The 18,828-nt window shown below is 68.9% G+C and carries 21 protein-coding genes; 8 read left to right on the top strand and 13 right to left on the bottom strand.

Going from position 1 to position 18,828, the window contains the following annotated elements; genetic code table 11:
* Positions 1-371: 371 nt before the first annotated feature.
* Genes N864_RS10295 through N864_RS10285 form a run of 3 tightly spaced genes read right to left on the bottom strand, consistent with a single transcriptional unit; the run spans position 372 to position 3,315 of the window.
* The gene (locus N864_RS10295) at positions 372-1,520 is read right to left on the bottom strand and encodes a tyrosine-type recombinase/integrase (RefSeq protein ID WP_034716162.1); all 1,149 of its coding nucleotides are present in this window, start codon (positions 1,518-1,520) and stop codon (positions 372-374) included.
* Positions 1,517-1,720: a helix-turn-helix transcriptional regulator gene (locus tag N864_RS10290; RefSeq protein ID WP_034716160.1), complete on the bottom strand. Its 204-nt coding sequence runs from the start codon at positions 1,718-1,720 to the stop codon at positions 1,517-1,519. The genes N864_RS10295 and N864_RS10290 overlap by 4 nt, the downstream gene beginning before the upstream one ends.
* A gap of 14 nt (positions 1,721-1,734) precedes the next feature.
* Positions 1,735-3,315: a replication initiator gene (locus N864_RS10285; RefSeq protein ID WP_051518433.1), complete on the bottom strand. Its 1,581-nt coding sequence runs from the start codon at positions 3,313-3,315 to the stop codon at positions 1,735-1,737.
* A gap of 436 nt (positions 3,316-3,751) precedes the next feature.
* Between N864_RS10285 and N864_RS26240 the strand changes: the two genes are divergently transcribed.
* A complete protein-coding gene (locus tag N864_RS26240) occupies positions 3,752-3,880 on the top strand; it encodes a hypothetical protein (protein WP_276203103.1) in 129 nt (42 codons plus the stop codon).
* A 374-nt stretch (positions 3,881-4,254) separates the two neighbouring features.
* Here the strand turns inward: N864_RS26240 and N864_RS10280 are convergent, their stop codons facing one another.
* The gene (locus N864_RS10280; protein WP_051518432.1) at positions 4,255-4,902 is read right to left on the bottom strand and encodes a mechanosensitive ion channel domain-containing protein; all 648 of its coding nucleotides are present in this window, start codon (positions 4,900-4,902) and stop codon (positions 4,255-4,257) included.
* Between the two features lie 176 nt (positions 4,903-5,078).
* Here N864_RS10280 and N864_RS10275 point away from each other — a divergent pair, with 176 nt between their 5' ends.
* The gene (locus N864_RS10275) at positions 5,079-5,567 is read left to right on the top strand and encodes a phosphatase PAP2 family protein (protein ID WP_051518431.1); all 489 of its coding nucleotides are present in this window, start codon (positions 5,079-5,081) and stop codon (positions 5,565-5,567) included.
* Positions 5,568-5,679: 112 nt separating this feature from the next.
* Here the strand turns inward: N864_RS10275 and N864_RS10270 are convergent, their stop codons facing one another.
* From N864_RS10270 to N864_RS25665, 5 genes are all read right to left on the bottom strand, one after another.
* A complete protein-coding gene (locus N864_RS10270) occupies positions 5,680-6,450 on the bottom strand; it encodes a response regulator transcription factor (protein WP_155892896.1) in 771 nt (256 codons plus the stop codon).
* Between the two features lie 68 nt (positions 6,451-6,518).
* Positions 6,519-9,239, bottom strand: a complete 2,721-nt coding sequence (locus N864_RS10265; protein ID WP_034716158.1) for an ABC transporter permease — start codon at positions 9,237-9,239, stop codon at positions 6,519-6,521.
* Positions 9,236-9,937: an ABC transporter ATP-binding protein gene (locus N864_RS10260; protein ID WP_205620914.1), complete on the bottom strand. Its 702-nt coding sequence runs from the start codon at positions 9,935-9,937 to the stop codon at positions 9,236-9,238. Before N864_RS10260 ends, N864_RS10265 begins: the two co-directional genes overlap by 4 nt.
* 50 nt (positions 9,938-9,987) lie before the next feature.
* Complete coding sequence (locus N864_RS10255) at positions 9,988-10,767, bottom strand: ABC transporter ATP-binding protein (protein WP_205620913.1); 780 nt, start codon at positions 10,765-10,767, stop codon at positions 9,988-9,990.
* Entirely contained in the window at positions 10,764-11,030 is a 267-nt protein-coding gene (locus tag N864_RS25665) for a hypothetical protein (protein ID WP_205620912.1), read from the bottom strand. The genes N864_RS10255 and N864_RS25665 overlap by 4 nt, the downstream gene beginning before the upstream one ends.
* A 10-nt stretch (positions 11,031-11,040) precedes the next feature.
* Here N864_RS25665 and N864_RS25660 point away from each other — a divergent pair, with 10 nt between their 5' ends.
* Both N864_RS25660 and N864_RS10245 read left to right on the top strand, forming a co-directional pair.
* On the top strand, positions 11,041-11,433 hold the full coding sequence (locus tag N864_RS25660; RefSeq protein WP_205620911.1) for a hypothetical protein: 393 nt from the start codon (positions 11,041-11,043) through the stop codon (positions 11,431-11,433).
* A gap of 166 nt (positions 11,434-11,599) precedes the next feature.
* Positions 11,600-12,943 carry a HAMP domain-containing sensor histidine kinase gene (locus tag N864_RS10245; protein ID WP_034716154.1) on the top strand — a complete coding sequence of 448 codons (1,344 nt, stop codon included), beginning with the start codon at positions 11,600-11,602 and terminating at the stop codon, positions 12,941-12,943.
* Positions 12,944-13,070: 127 nt separating this feature from the next.
* Here the strand turns inward: N864_RS10245 and N864_RS10240 are convergent, their stop codons facing one another.
* Entirely contained in the window at positions 13,071-13,742 is a 672-nt protein-coding gene (locus N864_RS10240) for a DedA family protein (RefSeq protein ID WP_051518435.1), read from the bottom strand.
* Positions 13,743-13,964: 222 nt separating this feature from the next.
* Here N864_RS10240 and N864_RS10235 point away from each other — a divergent pair, with 222 nt between their 5' ends.
* Complete coding sequence (locus N864_RS10235; RefSeq protein ID WP_240474285.1) at positions 13,965-14,813, top strand: COG4705 family protein; 849 nt, start codon at positions 13,965-13,967, stop codon at positions 14,811-14,813.
* 339 nt (positions 14,814-15,152) lie between these two features.
* Here N864_RS10235 and N864_RS10230 read toward each other — a convergent pair whose 3' ends face one another.
* Complete coding sequence (locus N864_RS10230) at positions 15,153-15,350, bottom strand: antitoxin (RefSeq protein WP_034716152.1); 198 nt, start codon at positions 15,348-15,350, stop codon at positions 15,153-15,155.
* Between the two features lie 301 nt (positions 15,351-15,651).
* Between N864_RS10230 and N864_RS23635 the strand changes: the two genes are divergently transcribed.
* Complete coding sequence (locus tag N864_RS23635; RefSeq protein ID WP_051518430.1) at positions 15,652-16,272, top strand: hypothetical protein; 621 nt, start codon at positions 15,652-15,654, stop codon at positions 16,270-16,272.
* 362 nt (positions 16,273-16,634) lie between these two features.
* Here N864_RS23635 and mscL read toward each other — a convergent pair whose 3' ends face one another.
* On the bottom strand, positions 16,635-17,000 hold the full coding sequence (gene mscL / locus N864_RS10220) for a large conductance mechanosensitive channel protein MscL (protein ID WP_034716150.1): 366 nt from the start codon (positions 16,998-17,000) through the stop codon (positions 16,635-16,637).
* A 163-nt stretch (positions 17,001-17,163) separates the two neighbouring features.
* Positions 17,164-17,370, bottom strand: a complete 207-nt coding sequence (locus N864_RS10215; protein WP_034716147.1) for a hypothetical protein — start codon at positions 17,368-17,370, stop codon at positions 17,164-17,166.
* A 283-nt stretch (positions 17,371-17,653) separates the two neighbouring features.
* On the opposite strand from N864_RS10215, the gene N864_RS10210 reads away from it, so the two are divergent.
* Both N864_RS10210 and N864_RS10205 read left to right on the top strand, forming a co-directional pair.
* Positions 17,654-18,064: a transposase gene (locus N864_RS10210; protein WP_034716164.1), complete on the top strand. Its 411-nt coding sequence runs from the start codon at positions 17,654-17,656 to the stop codon at positions 18,062-18,064.
* The coding region (locus N864_RS10205) for an IS3 family transposase (protein ID WP_034716145.1) at positions 18,061-18,828 on the top strand (768 nt) is incomplete at its 3' end. The genes N864_RS10210 and N864_RS10205, both read left to right, overlap by 4 nt.

Below are 18,828 nucleotides of genomic sequence, written 5' to 3'. Positions count from 1 at the left end.
TGCAATTTCGAGGTTAGCGTGCCCCAACAACAAGTGGGGTTGTTGTACTCATCCGGGGTGAGCTTGTAGCTGAAGTGACGGTCTACCGCAGTCCAGTGTGCACCCCGCCCTGCAGCGTGGCGCCCGACGGCCAACCGCCTGGCGCAAGAACGCTGACCCAGGATTCCGCCTTGATTCCGCCAGAGGGGCCAAGACACCGTCAAACAACCGAAGCCGCCGTGTAACAGCGAAGAACTGAATATGGCTCTGCCGCAAACGGATTCGGCGTTTCTGCACGTCAACGACTTGCACCGCGCCCGGCTGACGTGGACCTCCTAAAGCGGGTGTCGCAAGTTCGAATCTTGCCGGGGGCACGACTACATTTCCGCAGGTCAAGAGCCATTTTCAGCCTCTTCCTCGACGCTCCGAATCGGCACGCTCCCCCGCTGGGTTCCCGTGGGGTTCCCGAGGGCCTTGTTGACGCGGTCCAGCGCCGCCCGGTCGGCATCGGTACCCATCAGGTGCCCGTACGTGTCGAGCGTCAGTTTCGCGGTCGAGTGGCCGAGCCACGACGACACCGTCTTGATGTCGACGCCGGCCGCGATCCAGAGGCTTGCGGCAGTGTGGCGCAGGTCGTGGGGGCGCCTGCCGAGCCCCGTTGTCGTCCAACGGACGGCCCTTCTCCAGTTCTGTGCCGAGAGGTACCCGCCCTCAGGAGCCGGGAAGAGCAAGTCGTCCGGCTCGCGACCTTCTGCCCAGGACTCGACGACCGGGCGGACGAGATCCGTCAGCGGGACGAGGCGTGAACGACCGCTCTTTGTCGTGGCCCGCTCGATCACCGCACCAGTGCGCCCCGACTGCGGAATGGACCGCTTCACGACGAGGCCGGGGTACGGCACGACGACAAGGTCCCGCACCCGGAGCCCGCGTAGTTCACCAAATCGAAGCCCGGTCAAGGCCAGCACGAGAGTGATATCGGCGTAGCGCTTCGTGTGCACGCGTTGCGAGTCCACCACCTGGAGCAGCAGCGCGATGGTGAACGGGGCGACCTCCACCACCTTGCCGGTCCGCGAGTCCGGACGAGGGAGCGGCACGTCCTCGGCAGGCGACTTCGCGATGCGCCTGGTCCGAACGGCGTAGCGAAAGAGTCCTCGAAGGGTCGTGCGGACGCGGGCCGCCGTTCGGACGGAGCGCGACACTGCGAGGTCCGTGAGGAAACGCTCGATATGGACGACCGTGATCGAGGAGATCGGCAACTTCGCGAAGGCAGGCACGATGTGAACGCGCAGGGCGCTTTCGTCCGACTCCCAAGCCCGCACCGAGACCTGACCATTCCGAGAGTCGCGGTACTCCTCCGCCAGCTCGGCCACGGTGATGCGCCCCGCCGCGGGCGACACGAACTCGCCCGACAGAAGCAGCCGCTTCTGCTCCATCTCCCAACGGGCAGCATCGCCCCGGCGTCCGAAGGTCCGATCGGCCACGACAGACCCCCGGTGCTTGACCTGGACTCTCCATTTCCCGTTGGGCCTCTTGAGGATCACGCCGGCTCCTTCTGTGACTCCAGCCAGGCGAGTAGGTCCTGCGGCATCCAGAAACACCGCTTACCGACCCGGACGGCAGGCGCGAATCGGCCATGAATGCGGAGGTGGTTGAGGGTGCCCACCGTGATGCGGCACCATGCGGCAGCCTCGTTGGCGTTCAGAAGCTGCGGAGGTTGGATCTCATTCTTCGTCTCGCTCATTGTCTTCTCCTCACTCAGATTGTCTTACGTGATCCAAAATTCATTCGCTGTGCTGCTCGTTCTTGCGCGTATTCGCGGGCGCGGGCGGCGGCGGCCTTGGCGAGCTCCGTGTCGCCGTCGGTGTCCCAGCCGGTCCCGGCGTAGGTCCAGTGGCCGATGACGAGGGTCGTCTCTTCGGTGTCGTCCTGCAGGAGGTCATCGAGGTCGCGGACGTCGATGGTCCGGCCCTCTCGGTGCGCGGCGGCCAGGGCGCGCTGGTAGCGGACCCGTCGACGGCGGAGCTGTCCGAGCGTCACGGAGTAACGGCGGGACTTGGTAGAGAAGTGGCCCCGGAAGCCGAGCATGTGCCGCCACTTGAACAGCAGCCCGTACGGGTGGTCGCCCACCGGGTTGTCCTCAACGCGCGCGTCGGTGTGGATCCGGTCCGTGACGGCGGCGATCGTGGCGCGCAGCCGCCGCGCGTGCGGGCTGTCGGTGTTCACGCTGTCGGTGGCCGACTTCGTCGCGTACTTCGCGAGGTAGCCGGCGACCTGCTCCGGGGCCAGGGCCCGGTCGGGGTCATCGGTCCGGCGGGCGGTGGTGGCGGGTCGGGCGTCGAGCTGGGCGCCGAACCGCAGCCGCCGCGTCACGTCGCCCTCGTGCAGCGGCGGGGCGTCGAAGACCACGCCGGCGGCGGCCTGCTCGACGAGCCGGGCCAGCAGCGCCGCGCTCAGGCCGGCCGGGGCTGGGGCGAACCCGCCCACTGTCTTGGGTCCGTCGAGGCGGATGAGGGCGTGGAAGTGGACGATGCCGCGTTGCTGGTACTCGGCGACCTTCGCGTACTGCACCGTCACCAGCTGTCCTAGCCTCGACTCGGGGACGCCGAGGTGCTTCGCGAGGGCGCGACGCAGGTCGATGGTGAACCGGCGCCACAGCTCGGGTGCCCACCATTGCCAGACGAGGTGGCTCTCGTAGTCGTAGCAGTCCCGACACAGGGGCTGCCCGACCTGCTCGTCCCCATCCCCATGCCGGGTGTGGCAGACCGTCGGGCGGCCGTGCTCACAGACCCGGTCCTGGCCCTTGATGGTGAAAGGGCGGCAGGGGCGGCCGCCCCGGGTGCCGTGGACGAGCCCGAACGACGGCGCGGTCAGCGTCGCGAAGACCAGCGGGTTCTCCGCGACCTCCTCGGGCACCCCTTTGCCGCCGGTGACGCCGGCCCGGATCAGGTGGAACGTGTCCGCGGCATACACCCTCGAGCAGGACTGGCAGTCGGCCGCGCGCCGGTTCCCGCACCGCACGTGCAGCACCCCGAGCGGGGCATCCGTCGAGGAGAAGCTCGAGAGGACCTCGCCGGTTCGGGTGTCGACGGTCTGCGAGGACCCGTGTAGGCGGATCGGCTTGGCGCAGTGCCCGACTCGGGAGGCGGTTTCGGACCAGGCGTCGAAGTCCCGTGACAGTAGCCGGGCGATGACCTGGGCCTTGGTGGCGGCGTCGAGGTGGCCCAGGTCCAGTGGGTGGTCCTCACCCGTGGGAGCGGATCCCAGACGCTCGTCGGCGTGCTGGGCGGGGTGTAGGGGGACGGCGTCCCAGATGCGGTCTCGTGTTGCCCGGGTCATCTTCGGCCACCCCCTTCCCTGGTCCGGGTGGGTGTGCCGTGCAGCTGATGCAACCCCGCGCTGCACGACACACCCGGTCCGAAGGGCGGCCCCGAAACGATGAAGGAGATGCCGGCGCCGCGGGGGTTGCTCACACGCCGACCACGTCAAAAGGTCACGAAGAAGATGGCGGACCAGAAAGAGTGAGTGTGGTGTGTGACGGCAATTCGCTTGGGATGGCCTCTGGCCGGGGTGGGGAGCCGACCCCCAGGGCATCAAGCCCGCAGTTTCGTCAGTTCAGAATATTTGTGTAGGTATGTCCGCACTCCCACCATCCACACCCCGGGGGGTCCGGGACGAAGAAACACGCCGAGAGACCGCGGATGAGTGCGCGGGAATAGCTCTTGGGTGACGCGCGGGAATAGACCTTCGGCGACGGGCGGGTTAGCGTTCTTGCATGGATGAGCGTCCATCGCGGGAGGTCCGCGGCACGGTTCGTGACTGGCCCGCGAGCCTGATCTTCATCGGAGCCTTGGTTTGGATGGCCTACTGGCTCGATGATGCGACGCCACCGCTGTTGCTTTAGGCGATCCCCTTGGTTGGCGCCGTCTCGTGGCCCATCAGGCGTGGGATCTTCACGCGCAAGCGTTGATCGGTGGTCCAGGCGTTGGTACGCATGATCCCGGGACCACCCGCGGGCCATGGGGTCGGTGCGTACCGCTGACCGTGGTGCCTCTCGGACCGTGCTGACAGAAGCTTGCTGGCCGGACTGAGAGGCCGCCTAAGGGCGGCGTGATCATCACCCGGGCGCTCAAGGGGGCGGTCGACTTAGCGAAAGAAGGCCAGAACGGGACGCAGGAACGCGCTCTCCCGTACGCCCCCGTCACCCCACCCGTCGCCCGCGTCAGCCTCAGGGCTACTCGCCCGTGACGTCGAACGTCGGACTTGGTCACCACGACGTCAGGCGGCCGTCGTGGAGGTCTCTTCTGGGCCGCGTCGGCCGGTGGCAGAAGCCAAAACGCCAGCGTTGGGCAGGGAGAACGGGCCGTCCTCAGTGATGATCTCGGTGTAGGTCAGGCCGATGCCGACCACCCGACCGTGGTACTCGCCCCCGAGAGCGCCGGACTTGAGCAGGATCCAGGACCCGATCTCGAAGGGGCGCGAGGTCAGCGGGACGAGGCCGGCGAAGAGGTTGGCCAGTGCCTGCTGGGCGGCGATGCCGATGACGACACCGGTGATCGCCCCGGAGAGGAGCAGTTTCTCGATCGGCACGTGCAGCACGGTGAGCGCCAGGACCCCGACGAGGACGTAGCCGATCATCGTCACCCAGAGCCGCAGGTTCGACGCCGTGCCGGCGCTGGCTCGGGCCCCGACGACCCCGGCGAGCTCGTTCGCCGTGTAGCGCACGGCGATGGCAGCGCTCACGGCGAAGACGACCGCGCCGAGGAAGGTGACCAGGCGCGGCGTCAGCTGTGGCGACTGCGGCACGCCGAACGTGGCGACGACCACGAGCACGACGAACGAGAATGCTGCGGCGGCGCCGGCCCGGCGCAGGTCGGCGCGCGCCCGTAGTGCGGTGGCGGTGGCGGTGAGAAGGGACAGCTTCACAGGCAAGGGCTCCCGGTGGCAGAGGTCGGACGCGGTCGCGGGCCCCGGCGGTCGCCGGAGCGCCCCCAGCACGGTAATCGCCCCACCTTGACGCACCCCGAAAGGGAGACTGCAAACAGGTCGTCGACAGTCGCCCTCGCAGCCGGCACACAGAAAAGGACAGGCATCATGGGTCGGTGACCCTCGTGACCCTTTTGGCGACCTACACCCTCTTTCTCGTCCTGCTCATTGCAGCGGGTGTATGGCTCACGCTGGACCGGCCCCGCAAGGTGGAACTCGTCGTCGCAGGGGTGCTGGCCCTCGCGGTTGTCGGGGTCCTGATCGTAGTCACGAGCGCCATCTGGACTGATCCTCGTCCCTTCCTGGTCGACGGGGTGGCGCCGGCGATCGCGCATGCTGCCGACAACGGCTTCCCGTCCGACCACACGGCCGCAGCGGCTGCCGTCGCGGGCCTCGTGCTGGCGTACCGACGACGCATCGGCATCCTGCTGGTGCTGCTCGCCGTGGTCGTGGGCATGTCCCGCGTGGCTGCTCACGTGCACCACGTGCCCGACATCATCGGCGGGCTCGGGATCGGGCTCATGGCGGCCGCAGCTGGGGTAACGCTGGCTCGTGTGGCAATGCGTACCTGGGTGGCCCGGCAGAGCGCATCGCGCGTCTCCTGACCGGTTGGCGGGGGGCTGAGACGAGAGCGCGCCGCACCGCGGAAGGCTCCGGCGCAGCACGGTTCACGGGCGTTGAACGGTGATGCAACGAACGCCCACTTTCGGTGACGGCTCACTGCGGTTCCGGTTGCCGCCCCTGGTGGTCTCCACTTCCGGTGCGCGGTGGGGCGTCCAGGCGGTAGCCGTGCCCGCGAAGTGTGGTGATGGTCGGCATCCGTTCCCCGGCGTTGGCCGCGGCGGCGAACAGGACCGATCGCAGATGTGCGATGTGGACGTCGAGGGTCTTGGTGGAGCCGTACCAGTTCTCGTCCCACACCTGGGCCATGAGCTTCTCGCGGCTCACTGCGGTGTCGGGCTGGTCGGCCAGGGCCGCGAGGAGGTCGAACTCCTTGGCGCGCAGTCGTAGTTCGTGGCCGTCGACGAAGACTCGTCGGGAGGACCGCTCGAGGGTGAGTGCGCCGAGCACGGTGCTGGCAGGCTGGGCGTTGTCGTTCGTCGTGTGGCGGCGTAGGTGGGCTCGGAGGCGAGCGAGAAGAACCGTTGCGGTGAAGGGCTTGGTGAGGTAGTCATCGGCGCCGGCGTCGAGTCCGGCGATGACGTCGATCTCCGCGGTGCGGGCGGTCAACATGATGATCAACAGGTCCGAGAACTCGGCGCGGACCTGCCGGGCGATGTCGACGCCGTCCGAGTCCGGTAGCCCGAGGTCCAGGAGCATCACCTCGCAGGGGCAGGTGCGGAGGTGCTCGAGGGCTCTTTGGCCGGTGCGGAACCAGCTGGCGTGGTAGCCGTGGCTCTCGAGGGCCTGTTGGAGGTGGCGGCCGATGACGGCGTCGTCTTCGACGATGACGACCGGCACGCCGGAGGATCCCCACGTCGGTGACATGGCCTCGATGCTAGGGCCCGAAGGTCTCGGACGGCTGTGACCGGTCCCTCACCGCGACAGCCCAGCGGTCAGGCATCACGCAGCTCCTCGACTGCCGGTCGGGTCGATGACCGGGCGCTGAACGCCGCGGCTGCTGCCAGAGCGGCCACCACGGTCACCACCGTCACGGTCAGGTACACCGTGGGGAGTGCGATCCTGGACGGTGGCGGGTCGAAGACCCCGGTCAGCACCCTGACGAGCATCTGCGTCAGGGCCCAGGAGATGAGGGCGCCGCCGAGCAGTCCGCCTACTGCCACGACAGCCCCTTCTGCCATGACGAGGCCTCGCAGTTGCCGACGTCGAGCGCCCAGGACGGAGATGATCGCCATGGTCCTGCGTCGTTCGGCCAGGCCGATGGCCAGCACCAGCCCTCCGGACCCTGCCGCCAGGATGACGGCGAACGCGAGCTCGAGGCGGGTGAGCCCGGCGAGGTTGACCGAGGTCAGGCTCGATCCGACGGCGGCCCGGGTGTGGGTGATGTCCGTGACGGTGGCGCTGGTGCCGAGGGTGTTGCGCAGAGCGGCAGCGACGGCCGGCTGGTTCGTGCCGGAAGTGTCGACCAGGTAGGTCCCGACCGCGTTGGACCCTGTCATCTTGGCCACGTAGTCGGCGTTGGCGACGAAGAAGCTGTCCTTGGGGGCCGTCGGGAACTCTTTGGCGATTCCGGCGTAATGGAAGGGGACGGTGGTCAGGTGGTGGGTGCTCTGGTTCTCCAGGCGCAGGTTGAGCAGGTCACCGGGGTGCAGCTGGAAGTCCTTGACGGTCTCGTCGCTGACGAGGACCGAGTCAGGCTTGGCAGCGAGGGTCGCCATCAGCTGGCGCGCGGTGCCGCCTTGGAAGTACGCGTCCTGTAGCGCGGTCACCGAGGCGATGCTGTTCGGATGCACTCCGTACAGGTCCTGCAGGTCGGCGCCCACGTAGGCGAAGCGGTGCTGCAGGGGCTCGACATGGGTCACGCCAGGCGTTCGGGCGATCGCTGTGGTCGCCGCCGCGGACAGGGGCGCGCCCGGGGCCGGGGTGACCGCGACGTCCGCGCCATTCGTGAGCTGCGCGTCGGCTTCGGCTTGCTGCTGGTAGGTGGCGTTGAAGGTCGCGGTCGAGGCCGCGAACGAGATCGCCAGAGCGAGCAGGACGACGGACCGGGTCAGGGGACGCCGTTGCCGTGACATGGTGGCCGCTGCCGGCTTGGCCAGTCGACCGGTCAGCGGCGCGATGAAGCGGGCCAACGGGCCGCGGCCGTATGTGAGGCTCATGGTGGCCAGGCGCCACAGAAACATGGCGCCTCCCAGCCACAGCAGGGTCGGTCCGAGGAAGGCCCAGTAAGACACCGAGATGGACGGGACACCTTCGGGTGCCAGGACGAGCGTGTAGTTGTCACTGCTGGAGACCCAGAAGACGACCAGGGCGACTGCGAGGATGGCGATGTCCACGCCGAACCGCATCCACCAGGGGGACCGGGCCCGGCCTACGGCGTGCCGGGCGTGGGAGACGGTGAGGTGGCGCAGGTCCCGCAGGGCGGGCGCCAGCACCGTCGCTCCGGCGATGACGGCGCCGAACAGGACCGCGAAGACCGCCCACGCCGGGGAGAGCCCGAGCACGCCGAGCGGCCCGTCTGAGGCGGTTGCGTTGCTCGACCCGAAAGCCCACCGAGAGGCGATCGCGCCCGCGACCAGCCCGAGAACGGCTCCCCCGCCCGCGACGAGTGCCGCCTCGATGGCAGCGAGTCGTCCGATCGCCCGCGGAGGGAGTCCGCGGGTGCGGAGCAGTGCCTGTTCGTCGCGGCGACGCTGTGCCCCAGCGCCGACGAGGGCCGCCGTGAGCATGGCGGCCAACAGGGCGCCGGGCAGCCCCAGGAAGAGGAAGAGCATCTGGGCGTAGGCGGCGTCCGAGCGGGCAGCGTCCAAGGCTGCGCCCACGTTGTTGCCGACCACCCCGGTACCGGCCAAGGTCGCCTCGAGGTTGTGCGCGGCTCCCAGGACTGCCGCGTAGGCACCGGCCGGGTCGCTGGGAAGCGGCGCGGACCGGGCGACGTGGATCTGGGTCGTCACCGGGACCACCGGGGAAGCCGGGGAAGCGGGCGTCCGGACCCCGTGGGCGGGCGTCGCCGCAGGCTGGTCACCGACGACCTTGGTGAACGTGGCCGCGGGCAGCAGGATCACGTTGTCCGGCGGCGCCGACGGCTGGGCACCAACGGGGGCCCCGACCTTCTGGAACAGCGAGTCGGCCTGGGGTAAGTCGACGACGCCGGCGACGGTGACTGTGGCTGATCGTGACCCGCCGAAGCTGATGGCCACTTGGCTGCCCGGGCGGATGTGCAGGTTCGAGGCGGTCTGCTGAGCCACGAGCACGCCGCTCGGGGCGCCGCTGAGCTGGCGAATCTCCCCGGGGAACTGCGCCCGGTAGCCGTCCGGTAGCCCGAGCACCATCGCGGCACCGGTCGTCTGCGTGGTCCCTCCAGCGGTGGCCTGCAGCCCGGTGCTGCGCGCGAACGTGACGGGCAACGCTGCGCGGACCCCGTTGGACCCGGCAACGGTGGCCCGAACTGCGGCGGGGTCAGCCCCCGGCTGGACCTCGACCTGCCAGTCGACGGCCACCGATCGCAGGGCTCGCGCAGTCATGGTCTGCTGCGAGACCGTCAGGAATGTCCCGAGGGAGGCAATGAGGGAGACGGCGACGGCGATACCGACGCTGACCGCCAGCAGGCGCCCCCCGCGCCGGCGCAGCAGACCCATCAGCCAGGTGCCGGTCATCGTCGGTCACCGACTGTGGTCGCGCTTGCTTGTGGGCCACGCGGCGCGCGCGAATGGTTCAGCCACGCCTCGTCCGTGTTCAGTCGACCCTCGTGCATCAGCCACCGGTCCTTCAGCCTGTCGGCCACCTCGATGTCATGGGTAGAGACCACCAGGGCCGCATCGAGCTCCTCGGCCGTGGCGAGCAACACGTCAACCAGGTGTTGGCCGTTCGCCCGGTCCAGCTGTCCCGTGGGTTCGTCGGCCAGGATCAGCGACGGTCTGCTCGCCAGGACACGTGCGACGGCCACCCGTTGGGCCTGTCCCCCGGACAGCTCCTCGGGGAGTTGGGTAGCGAGCTCGCTCACCTGTACCAGCTCCAGCGCCTCGGTGACGCGTTCCTCAGCCTCCGCGTCGGGCACGCCGGCCAGCACGAGAGGTAGCGCGACGTTCTCGGCCACCGTGAGGGCCGGCACGAGGCTCGGGCTCTGGAAGACGACGCCGATCTGTGCGCGCCGTTCGGCATCCGTGGCTGGGAGACCGGGCCAGGACACGCGTCCTGCGGTGGGCGTCTCCAGGCCGGCCATGATGTGCAACATCGTCGACTTGCCTGAGCCGGAGGGCCCGACGATCGCGATGCGCGCCCCGAAGGGCACCTCGCAGCTGCTGCCGTGCACGGCCACGACGGCTCGTTCGCCGCGGCCGAAGGTGCGAGCCACTCCCTCGCAGCTCACTGCGAGGGCGGGTCGAGGCGTCGGACCAGGCGAGCTCATGAGGTGACCATCCCGTCGTGAAGGTGGATGACGCGGTCGGCGATGGCGACGACGCGTGGGCTGTGGGTGACAACCAGCAGGGCGGCGCCCGCCCCCGCTCGGTCGCGCAGGAGCTCGAGCACGTGTTGCTCGGTGTCTCCGTCGAGCTCGCCGGTGGGTTCGTCGGCCAGGACGATGTCTGGGTCGTTGGCCAGCGCGACCGCCAGGCCCGCACGGGCGAGCTCGCCACCGGAGAGCTCCGAGGCGTATGCCTCAGCGCGCCGTGCCAGACCGACCCGCTCGAGCAGGTCCATCACCGCGACGGGTGCGCCCGGGCGTTCGGTCGTCCCCCGCCGCTGCGTGCGTCCGTGGCAGGCCGTGCGGGCGAGCTCGATGTTGGCGCGGATGTTGAGATGTGGCAGCAGGTTGCGGCTCTGCAGCAGGACGCCGATGCGCCGGGCGCGCAGTCGCGCGCGGTCAGCCTCGGGGCGGTGGCTGAGCCGCTGCCCGCCGACACGCACGGTTCCGCCGTCGGGCTCGTCGAGTCCGGCGAGGCATCCCAGCAGGGTGGACTTGCCGCACCCGGATGGGCCGACCACCGCCACGGTCTCTCCGGGAGCGACGGTCAACGAGACTCCACGTAAGGCGAGGGTCTCCTCCTCGCCGGTGCGGAAGAACCGGTAGAGGCGATCAGCGGTGAGGGCGGCCGTTGGCTCCGAGCTTGTGGGTCTCCCGTTCCCGGTCACGGGGCCGGACGAGACCGACGACGCGGCGTTCGACCCGCTCAGGGAGGTCACGGTGTCCACCGCAGGGAGTCAGACACGGTGCGCCACGGGTCGACGTTGTCCGCGTTCACAGGACCCGAGAGGGTGAGGTCCACTCGAATCCCGGCGTGAGAGTACGAGTACCGCTCGAACGCGTCCCGGACCACCTTGCCCGTCACGGGATCCACCGCCGAGTCACCTTGGTAGGTCAGCAGCACAACCGGTTGTCCTGCTCGCCTCGCCGTCCCCACCTTGGGTGAGGCGAACTTCGGCACGCTGCCTTGCAGCTGAGGCACGTCGACGTTCATGACCGTTGAGGTCGTGGGCGCGGTCGTGGCCTTGGTGATGTGGACCTCGATGCGGTTCAGTTTGTCGCTGAAGACCGTGGACGCTCCCGTCGTGGTGCGGGCCCATCCCTCGGGGACTTTGACACTGACGTTTGCGCCGCTGGGCGTGAAGGGCACGTACACCTGCGTGTCGGGGATGTCCCCGGGCGGGTTGCTCTCGGTGGCGGCCGGGGACGCGGAGCCTGGCGATGACGCGGCGGGCTGCGACCCCGGACCGCTGGTCGAAGTCGCTGTGACCCGCGCAGATGTGGGGGCAGGCGCGGGCGAGGAGGGGGTGCTGCTGCAGCCGGAGAGCAGGATGGCTCCCGTCCCCATCGCCGCTGCAAGCCGGATCCTGGTGACAGTCATGTGATGCCTCTCCCTGGTTGCGCCCGAATCGACCTCGGACACCACGCTAGAAATGCGGTGGTTAAGCGTGATGCGACTCTGGGTTAGAGGAGGGCAAAACTTCCCGACCCATCACGCCAGGGACTGCCAGGCACTCGAGACTGGACCCGGGGCGCGCGAGGATGACAGGCATGCGTCGACGAATCATCCGCGTGGCCGTCGTGGCGGTTTCGGTCGCCCTGGTCCTCTTCGGCATTCCGTTGGCGTTGGCCGCCAGGGCCACGATCCTCAACGAGGAACGAAGCGAGCTCGAACGCACAGCACTGCTCGCTTCCCGGCAGGTCGGGCCGGACTTCCTGGCGGGTGACCCCGTAGAGCTCCCTCCCGTGGAAAGCGACAAGAAGGTCGCCGTCTACGACGCCTCGCTGACCCGCAGGTCCCCGACCGCGGGAGGACCCGCAACTGCCGACTCCGTCACCCGCGCAGCTGCCCGCGGAGTTGAGTCTGAGGGCGTGGTCGGCGCTGAGTTCGTGGTCGCCGTTCCGGTCACCGTAGGTGAGAGAGTCATCGCGGTCGTTCGAGCCTCAGCCCCCACGAGCCAGACCTTTGCGGGGATCCTTCTGGCCTGGGCAGCGTTGGCGCTGTCCGCCGCGCTCGCTCTGGGCGTCGCGGTCCTCGTGGCGCGACGCCAGGCGCGATACCTCAGCACCCCGCTCGAGGCACTGGCGTCGGCCGCCGAGCGCGTCGCCAGCGGAGACCTCCAGAGACGAACCGAACCTGTCGGGACACCCGAGCTCGTCCGACTGGCACGGACGCAGAACGAGATGCTCGACCGGCTCTGCGACCTCATCGCCCGTGAACGCCGACTCACCGCTGACATCTCTCACCAGCTACGGACCCCCGTCACCGGCTTGGCCCTGGGACTGCAGAACGCGCTGAGCTCCGATGGCAACGCAGCGGCCGCGGACTCTCACGCCGCACTGGTCGATGCGCTCGGGCAGGTGCGGGATCTCGAGCGAACCATCGACAACGTCATCCAGCTCGCCCGCCCGGAGGCGGGGGTGTTGGGCGCGGCCCCGGTCCGCAGCGTCGAAGACTTCGGCACCGAGATCGAGCGGCGATGGCACGGCCCGCTGTCCGAGGCGGGGCGCCCGTTGGTCGTCACCGCCCAGACCGACCTTGCGCTGTTCCTTCCGCAGTTCGTCGTCACGGAGATTCTGAAGATCCTCCTCGACAATGCCATGCACCATGGTGCCGGACGCGTCACGGTCGTCTTCCGTGACCTCGGCTCGTTCGTCGCGATCGACGTCGCCGACGAGGGTTCGGTCCAGGCCCGTAGCGAGGAGCTCTTCCGGCGAGGCCAGTCCGGCAGCGACGGACTGGGTATCGGGTTGGCCCTCGGGCGATCGATCGCCGAGGCCTATGGCGGCCGGCTGGCCCTGACTCGGCAGCAGCCGACCCGTTTCACTCTTATGGTTCCTCTCTTTCCCGCTGAACCGGACCCGGCACCAGCCAGCGACGATCCGCAGCGATAGGAACTCGCAGCCGACAACCGAGAGCCCGAGAGCCCGAGAGCCAAGGCTGACTCTTTCGAGCCGCGAGCAGGAGCTCAGGCGCTCGAGCCCTCCCGGTGGATGGCGGGCTCGTGCGTGTCGGGTCGGCTCAGATGGCCTCGTCCACGGCGCGTCGGTGGCGCCACCACTGGAGGGCGACGGGCACGAGGGAGAGGACGACGATGACGACGATGGCGACGTCCAGGTTCTTGCCGACCGCCGGGAAGGCGGAGCCCAGGGAGTAGCCGAGCAGGGTGATGACCGGCACCCAGAGCACGGCACCGACGCCGCTCCAGAGGACAAAGTGCCGGCGCGGCATCCGGCTCGCCCCGGCGACGAGGGTGATGAAGGTCCGCACCAGCGGCACGAACCGGCCGATCACCAGTGCCTTGCTGCCGTGCCGGTCGAAGAACGCGCGGGACTCATCGAGGTACCGGCGTTTGACGATGCGCCCGTCCCGTTGGTGCAGGGGCACGCCGATCACGCGGCCCAGGCCGTAGCCGACGACGTTGCCGAGGAACGCGGCCACGATCAGGGCGGGAAGGGCCACGAGCAACGACGGCAGGTGCGGCTTGCCCGCCGCGATGAACAGGCCGATCGCGAAGAGCAGCGAGTCCCCGGGCAGGAACGGGAAGAGCAGCCCGCACTCGATGAAGACGAAGACGAGCGAGACGACGAAGAACGCTGCGCCGTAGGTCGCGAAGAGGTAGTTGGGGTCCAGCCAGCTCGGTCCAAGAGTCGGTGCCATCGCCGGTGCGATCGCCGGTGCAAGTGCGGTCATCACGGGGCCAACCGTAACCGGCGACCCATGGACGCCACCTGTGGACAGTTCACCAAGTGTTCACGATCGGCGGGATCGTGCGTGATCGACCCCGAAACCGTGGCTCCGCGGGGTGGTCCCCATGAAAACGCAGAGGCTCCTCAGGTTTCGGTCAAGGCGGCTCGGTTGGTTTGTCGCGTTTGCCTTTCCCGTGGCACCGACCCGTTTCAAGGAGACCGCCCCATGTCCGCGACACCCAAACCCCCCTCACCTCCCCGGGCCCTGAGCCAGATGCTCAACAAGGTGCCCGAGGTCACGATCTACTTCTGGATCATCAAGATCCTGTGCACCACCGTCGGCGAGAGCCTCGCCGACTACCTCAACACCACCATCGGGCTCGGACTGTCCACAACCACCGTCATCTTCAGCCTCGCCCTGGCGGCCGCCCTGATCGTGCAGTTCCGGCTCCGGCGCTACGTGCCGGCCGCCTACTGGACCGTCGTCGTCCTCATCAGCGTCGTCGGCACCCTGCTCACCGACAACCTCACCGACAACCTCAACGTCCCGCTGTCGCTGACCACCGGCGTCTTCACGGTGGTACTCGCGGCCGTCTTCGGGATCTGGTACTCCCGGGAGCGGACACTGTCGATCCACTCCATCATCACCCGCCCCCGGGAGGCGTTCTACTGGCTCACGGTCCTGGTGACCTTCGCGCTGGGCACCGCAGCCGGCGACTGGACGCTCGACCTGACCGGGTGGACCCCGGGCGCGTCGGTGCTGCTGCCCGCCGGGCTCATCGCCGTCACCGCACTGGTCTGGCGCGTCGGCGCGGGCGCCACCCTGTGCTTCTGGGTCGCCTACATCCTGACCCGGCCATTGGGCGCCAACCTCGGCGACTTCCTCGGCTCCGACCCCGCCGACGGCGGACTTGGCCTCGGCACCGCCTGGACCAGCCTGCTCTTCCTGGCCACCATCCTCGCCATCGTGACCTATCTGAGCGTGACCCGACGCGACCAGACGCCCGTGGCCGAGCCCGCCCCCGAGACGGTCCTGGCTAGGCGAACGGATCAGGACGACGCGCTCGTCGACTGAGAAACAGGGGGCGTCTGACCCCAGACCTGATATGTCGAGGAGATCGTCCCGGCCCACGGCCCTCGCCTTCCTGCAAAATCCAAGGAGGCGAGGGCCGCAGAGCAACACGGGACGCGGGAGCTCCGCCTTCGAGCGCATGCGTGTGACCCACAACTGTCGTTTAGGGCGCGCACCTTGGACGACACGCTGACGGAGGTGCTGCGTGCGACCGTCCGCACGCGGAGCACGGCGACACCCGTCGCCGCCGCCCGACGTCGTCACCTGTCAGCCCGAGTGCCGCTCCTTAGCGGGCAGCATGACTGTGAATCACAGTGGGCTGCCGGATTGGTCAGCAGCAGCTCATTGGCCCGTCGGGTTGTCGGGCTGGAGGCCGAGCTGTCCCTCGATAGCGTCGCCGCCCTTGGTGATCTGGTCGGTGAACTTGCCGCCGGTGCGCTCGTCGAGGATGCCCTCAGCCTTCTCCAGCGCCGCCTTCGCCTGCTCGGGATGTTCGCCTGCGAGCTTCTTCGCCTGGTCCACGATCTCGTTGAAGTCCATGAGGGACCCTTCTGCCGGGGCACCGTACTGCTTGGTGCAGTGGTCAGGAACCTACTCGCGACGACGACGCTCCACCAGAGGCCCCAATCGGCGGTTGGCCGTCCCGCTCGTCCCGCCCAGCTCGGGCCGTCGGGATCGGACCGTCCCAGTGCACGCTGGACGACAGGGCCGGCCATGACGGACCCAGCGCGCCGCAACCTGACAGATGCCATGCACGAAACTCCCAGCAGGCGCTGCGATGGTCGATGCCCCAGGACGGGGCCGCGGCTCGCTTCTGAGCGCGGGGCCGAGAAGGAGCACGATGACCACCACTACGCGCCGCCACAGCGTCCTCGCGCTTTGCCTGCCCCTCGTTGCCGCGTCGGTCACTCTCGCCGGTTGTGGACCGAAGGCGACCACGACCCCCGCGTCGCCTGCCGTCGGCGCCTCGTCCGCGCCGGCATCGGCAGCGCCCCCGGGCTCGAGCACGTCGGGGTCCGCGCCGGCCACCGGAACGGACACCGCCTCAGGCTGCCCGACCTCCAACACGCGGGCCTTCGCCAAGACCCGACTCGTCGCCGATCTCGGCATCGTTGCAGGAACCTTCCACCGCTACCTCTACAAGCCGTGGCAAGCCGGCTCATTCAACAAGGGAGCCAACGGGCGCACCCTGGCCATCGTCAAGGCTGCCGGGGCCGCCGCGCTCGACGCGAAGCTGCTGCTCAACGCCACCGAGAACATCAAGGCCAACCCCACCCTCTGCAAGGTCCTGGTCCAGCCGATGACCCAGCTCGAAGGCAAGCTCGCCGGCTTCAAGAGCCAAGCCCTCGCCGGCAACCTCGGCTTCATCGGCGACGCCCAACAGGCCGTGACCACCATCGAGCAGCAGGCGAGAACCGCCGGACTCCCAATCACGGAGACCACAAACACCAGCGGCGCCTGACCCCGGCCGCCTGACCGATGACCGCGCCGAAACCCAAGGGGGCCGTGGCGGCCAAGCGGGGACCCAACACTTTCGCCGTGCCTGGAAGGCGCGCACCAATTGATCACAGACAACCCAATCGCGGGACCAGTCACGTGCTGCGCCCAGGCCTCGTGAGCCGACTCCGACGACCAACCGGCAGTTCGGCCGGAGAGCGCCCCGGTCGTTGCTCACGTCAAAGGGACCGCCGCGGATGAGGGGCACCCCTAAATAAGCGTGTCGGTGTGCGGTGTGAGCCTCCCGCGCGTCGGCCCCCTCCACAGGGCTCCCGCACGGGAGGCGGTCACTGGTATCGCGTCGCCCGCCGCTGGCTGAGAGCCAGGTCAGCGCGACCGCAGGGCGTCGCGGATCTCGGTGAGCAGCAGGACCTCTTCCGACGGCGCCTCGGGCTCCGGCTCGACCCCGGCCGCCCGCCGGGCGGCGAGGTGGTTCATCGGCGCGACGACCATGAAGTACACGGCCGCAGCCACGATGAGGAAGCTGATCGTCACCGTGATGAACGTGCCGAGGTGCACACCGCCGGGCGCCCAAGCGGAGAAGTTCGGGGTACCGCCGAGCTTGCCGACCACGTCCATGATCACGGTGACGAACGCCTCGATGACCTTGCCGAAGGCGCCGGCGATGATGACGGCGACCGCGAGGTCAACGACGTTGCCTCGCATGATGAAGTCCTTGAAACCTTTGAGCATCGGTTCTCCTTTGTCAGAGCTCGACGGTGTCGAGGGTGTCGAGGGTTTGGACGGGGTCCTCGGGTCGGGGTGCTTCCCGCCCGAGATGTCCGACCGCCGGCTCCACCGTGAGAGTGGGCCGGACGGCCGATGGGTCCCCTGGTACATCAGCCGAAGAATGTGGCTACTCGGCGAGCTTGGCGATGGCCTGCGCCCACAGGAAGTACTTGTTCGTGCCGAGGTCACGCACCGTCTTGATGTTGAAGGCGGCCTTGAGGTGCTCCGCGTCGCCGGCGCTGACGCCCTGCAGCGCATCCACCGGCGCATCCGCCAGCTCACTCAGGGATGAAGCCTCGAACGCCTTGTCGACCTTGCTGGCGATGTCGCCCATGATCACTCCTGCGTTGTCAGTGGCCGCCGACATGGCGTGCCATGGTGCATATGTACACCCGACAGGTCCCACCCCGCACTCCCAACACGGCAGGAGTCAGTGAACGTTCAGCAGCGGCGACGTCCATGCTCGCACCAGCAGGCGCGCCCATGGCGGCCCAGGCTGTGATTCCAGGCGCAGGTCTTGTCGCACACCCCCTCCCCCCTGTGCGTCAGGATCGGGTGAGACAGGTCGGTGATTTCCTTCCCTCTGCACGGGGCGAGTTTGGTTGAGGATGATGACGATGACGATGGCGGACCTGCCCACGGTTGATGATGTGGCTGTGGCAGCACGAGCAGACCGGCCGAAGCGGCGCCGGTTCACCCAGGAGTACAAGGACCGGATCCTCGCGGAGTACGAGGCCGCCGAGCGGGGCGAGCGGGGGGAGATCCTGCGGCGGGAGGGCCTGTACACCTCACATCTGGTCGAGTGGCGCCGCACGAGCGCCGGGCCCGGTGGGCAACGCGCGGCGGCCGGCGGGCGGGTCCGGAAGGACCCGCGGGACGCGCAGATCGAGGCGTTGACCGCGCGGGCCAGCAAGGCGGAGGCCGAGCTGGCCCGGACCCGGGCGGCGTTGGACCTGGTGGGAAAAGCACACGCGCTCTTGGAGACGCTCTCCGAGAGCGCGGACACGCCGCCGCGCTCGACGCGGTGATCAACCCGCTTGTGACCGAGCTCGCCGAGAACACCTCCACGGTGGAGGCGTGCCGGCTGCTGGGCCGCTCGCGGGCGGGGCACTACCGCTCGCTGCGCCCGCCCGTCCCGGCCGGTGAACGGGCGCCGCGGCCGGCGCCGGGCAACGCGCTCACCCCGGCCGAGCGGGCCCACGTGCTGGCCGTGCTGACCTGTGACCGGTTCGTCGACAAGTCCGTCGCGCAGACCTGGGCGACGCTGCTGGACGAGGGCACCTACCTGTGCTCGATGTCGACGATGCACCGGATCCTGCGCGCGAACCACGCTGCGGGAGAGCGTCGTTCGCAGGCGACGCACCCGCCGCGGACGGTGCCGGAGCTGCTCGCCACCAAGCCCGGGCAGGTGTGGTCGTGGGACATCACGAAGCTGCGCGGACCCCAGCGCGGGGTGTACTACGACCTGTACGTCGTGCTCGACATCTTCTCCCGCTACGTCGTGGCGTGGACCGTCGCCGCGAGGGAGGACTCGCACCTGGCTACGGAGATGCTCAAGGAGGCGATGGGGGTGCACGGCGTCCCGGACGTGGTCCACGCCGACCGGGGCACCTCGATGACCTCCAAACCCGTCGCGCAACTGCTGGTCGACCTGGGCGTGACCCGCTCCCACTCTCGGCCGCACGTCAGCAACGACAACCCCTACAGCGAGGCCGCGTTCAAGACCCTGAAGTACGCGCCGGTCTTCCCCGAGAGCTTCGGCTCGCTGGCTGTTGACCGTCGTTCATTTTGC

The sequence above is a fragment of the Intrasporangium chromatireducens Q5-1 genome (genome assembly GCF_000576575.1).
Lineage (GTDB): Bacteria > Actinomycetota > Actinomycetes > Actinomycetales > Dermatophilaceae > Intrasporangium_A > Intrasporangium_A chromatireducens.
The sequence above is the reverse complement of the archived record's forward strand: the minus strand, read 5'-3'. Positions and strand labels throughout refer to the sequence as shown.

Coding starts and splice junctions, on each gene's coding strand:
- N864_RS10290 (WP_034716160.1), bottom strand. CDS start 1,720: ATGAGCGAGACGAAGAATGAGATCCAACCTCCGCAGCTTCTGAACGCC.
- N864_RS10285 (WP_051518433.1), bottom strand. CDS start 3,315: ATGACCCGGGCAACACGAGACCGCATCTGGGACGCCGTCCCCCTACAC.
- N864_RS26240 (WP_276203103.1), top strand. CDS start 3,752: ATGGATGAGCGTCCATCGCGGGAGGTCCGCGGCACGGTTCGTGACTGG.
- N864_RS10270 (WP_155892896.1), bottom strand. CDS start 6,450: ATGTCACCGACGTGGGGATCCTCCGGCGTGCCGGTCGTCATCGTCGAA.
- N864_RS10265 (WP_034716158.1), bottom strand. CDS start 9,239: ATGACCGGCACCTGGCTGATGGGTCTGCTGCGCCGGCGCGGGGGGCGC.
- N864_RS25660 (WP_205620911.1), top strand. CDS start 11,041: ATGACCGTTGAGGTCGTGGGCGCGGTCGTGGCCTTGGTGATGTGGACC.
- N864_RS10245 (WP_034716154.1), top strand. CDS start 11,600: ATGCGTCGACGAATCATCCGCGTGGCCGTCGTGGCGGTTTCGGTCGCC.
- N864_RS10240 (WP_051518435.1), bottom strand. CDS start 13,742: ATGACCGCACTTGCACCGGCGATCGCACCGGCGATGGCACCGACTCTT.
- N864_RS10235 (WP_240474285.1), top strand. CDS start 13,965: ATGTCCGCGACACCCAAACCCCCCTCACCTCCCCGGGCCCTGAGCCAG.
- N864_RS10230 (WP_034716152.1), bottom strand. CDS start 15,350: ATGGACTTCAACGAGATCGTGGACCAGGCGAAGAAGCTCGCAGGCGAA.
- N864_RS23635 (WP_051518430.1), top strand. CDS start 15,652: ATGACCACCACTACGCGCCGCCACAGCGTCCTCGCGCTTTGCCTGCCC.
- mscL (WP_034716150.1), bottom strand. CDS start 17,000: ATGCTCAAAGGTTTCAAGGACTTCATCATGCGAGGCAACGTCGTTGAC.
- N864_RS10215 (WP_034716147.1), bottom strand. CDS start 17,370: ATGGGCGACATCGCCAGCAAGGTCGACAAGGCGTTCGAGGCTTCATCC.
- N864_RS10210 (WP_034716164.1), top strand. CDS start 17,654: ATGACGATGGCGGACCTGCCCACGGTTGATGATGTGGCTGTGGCAGCA.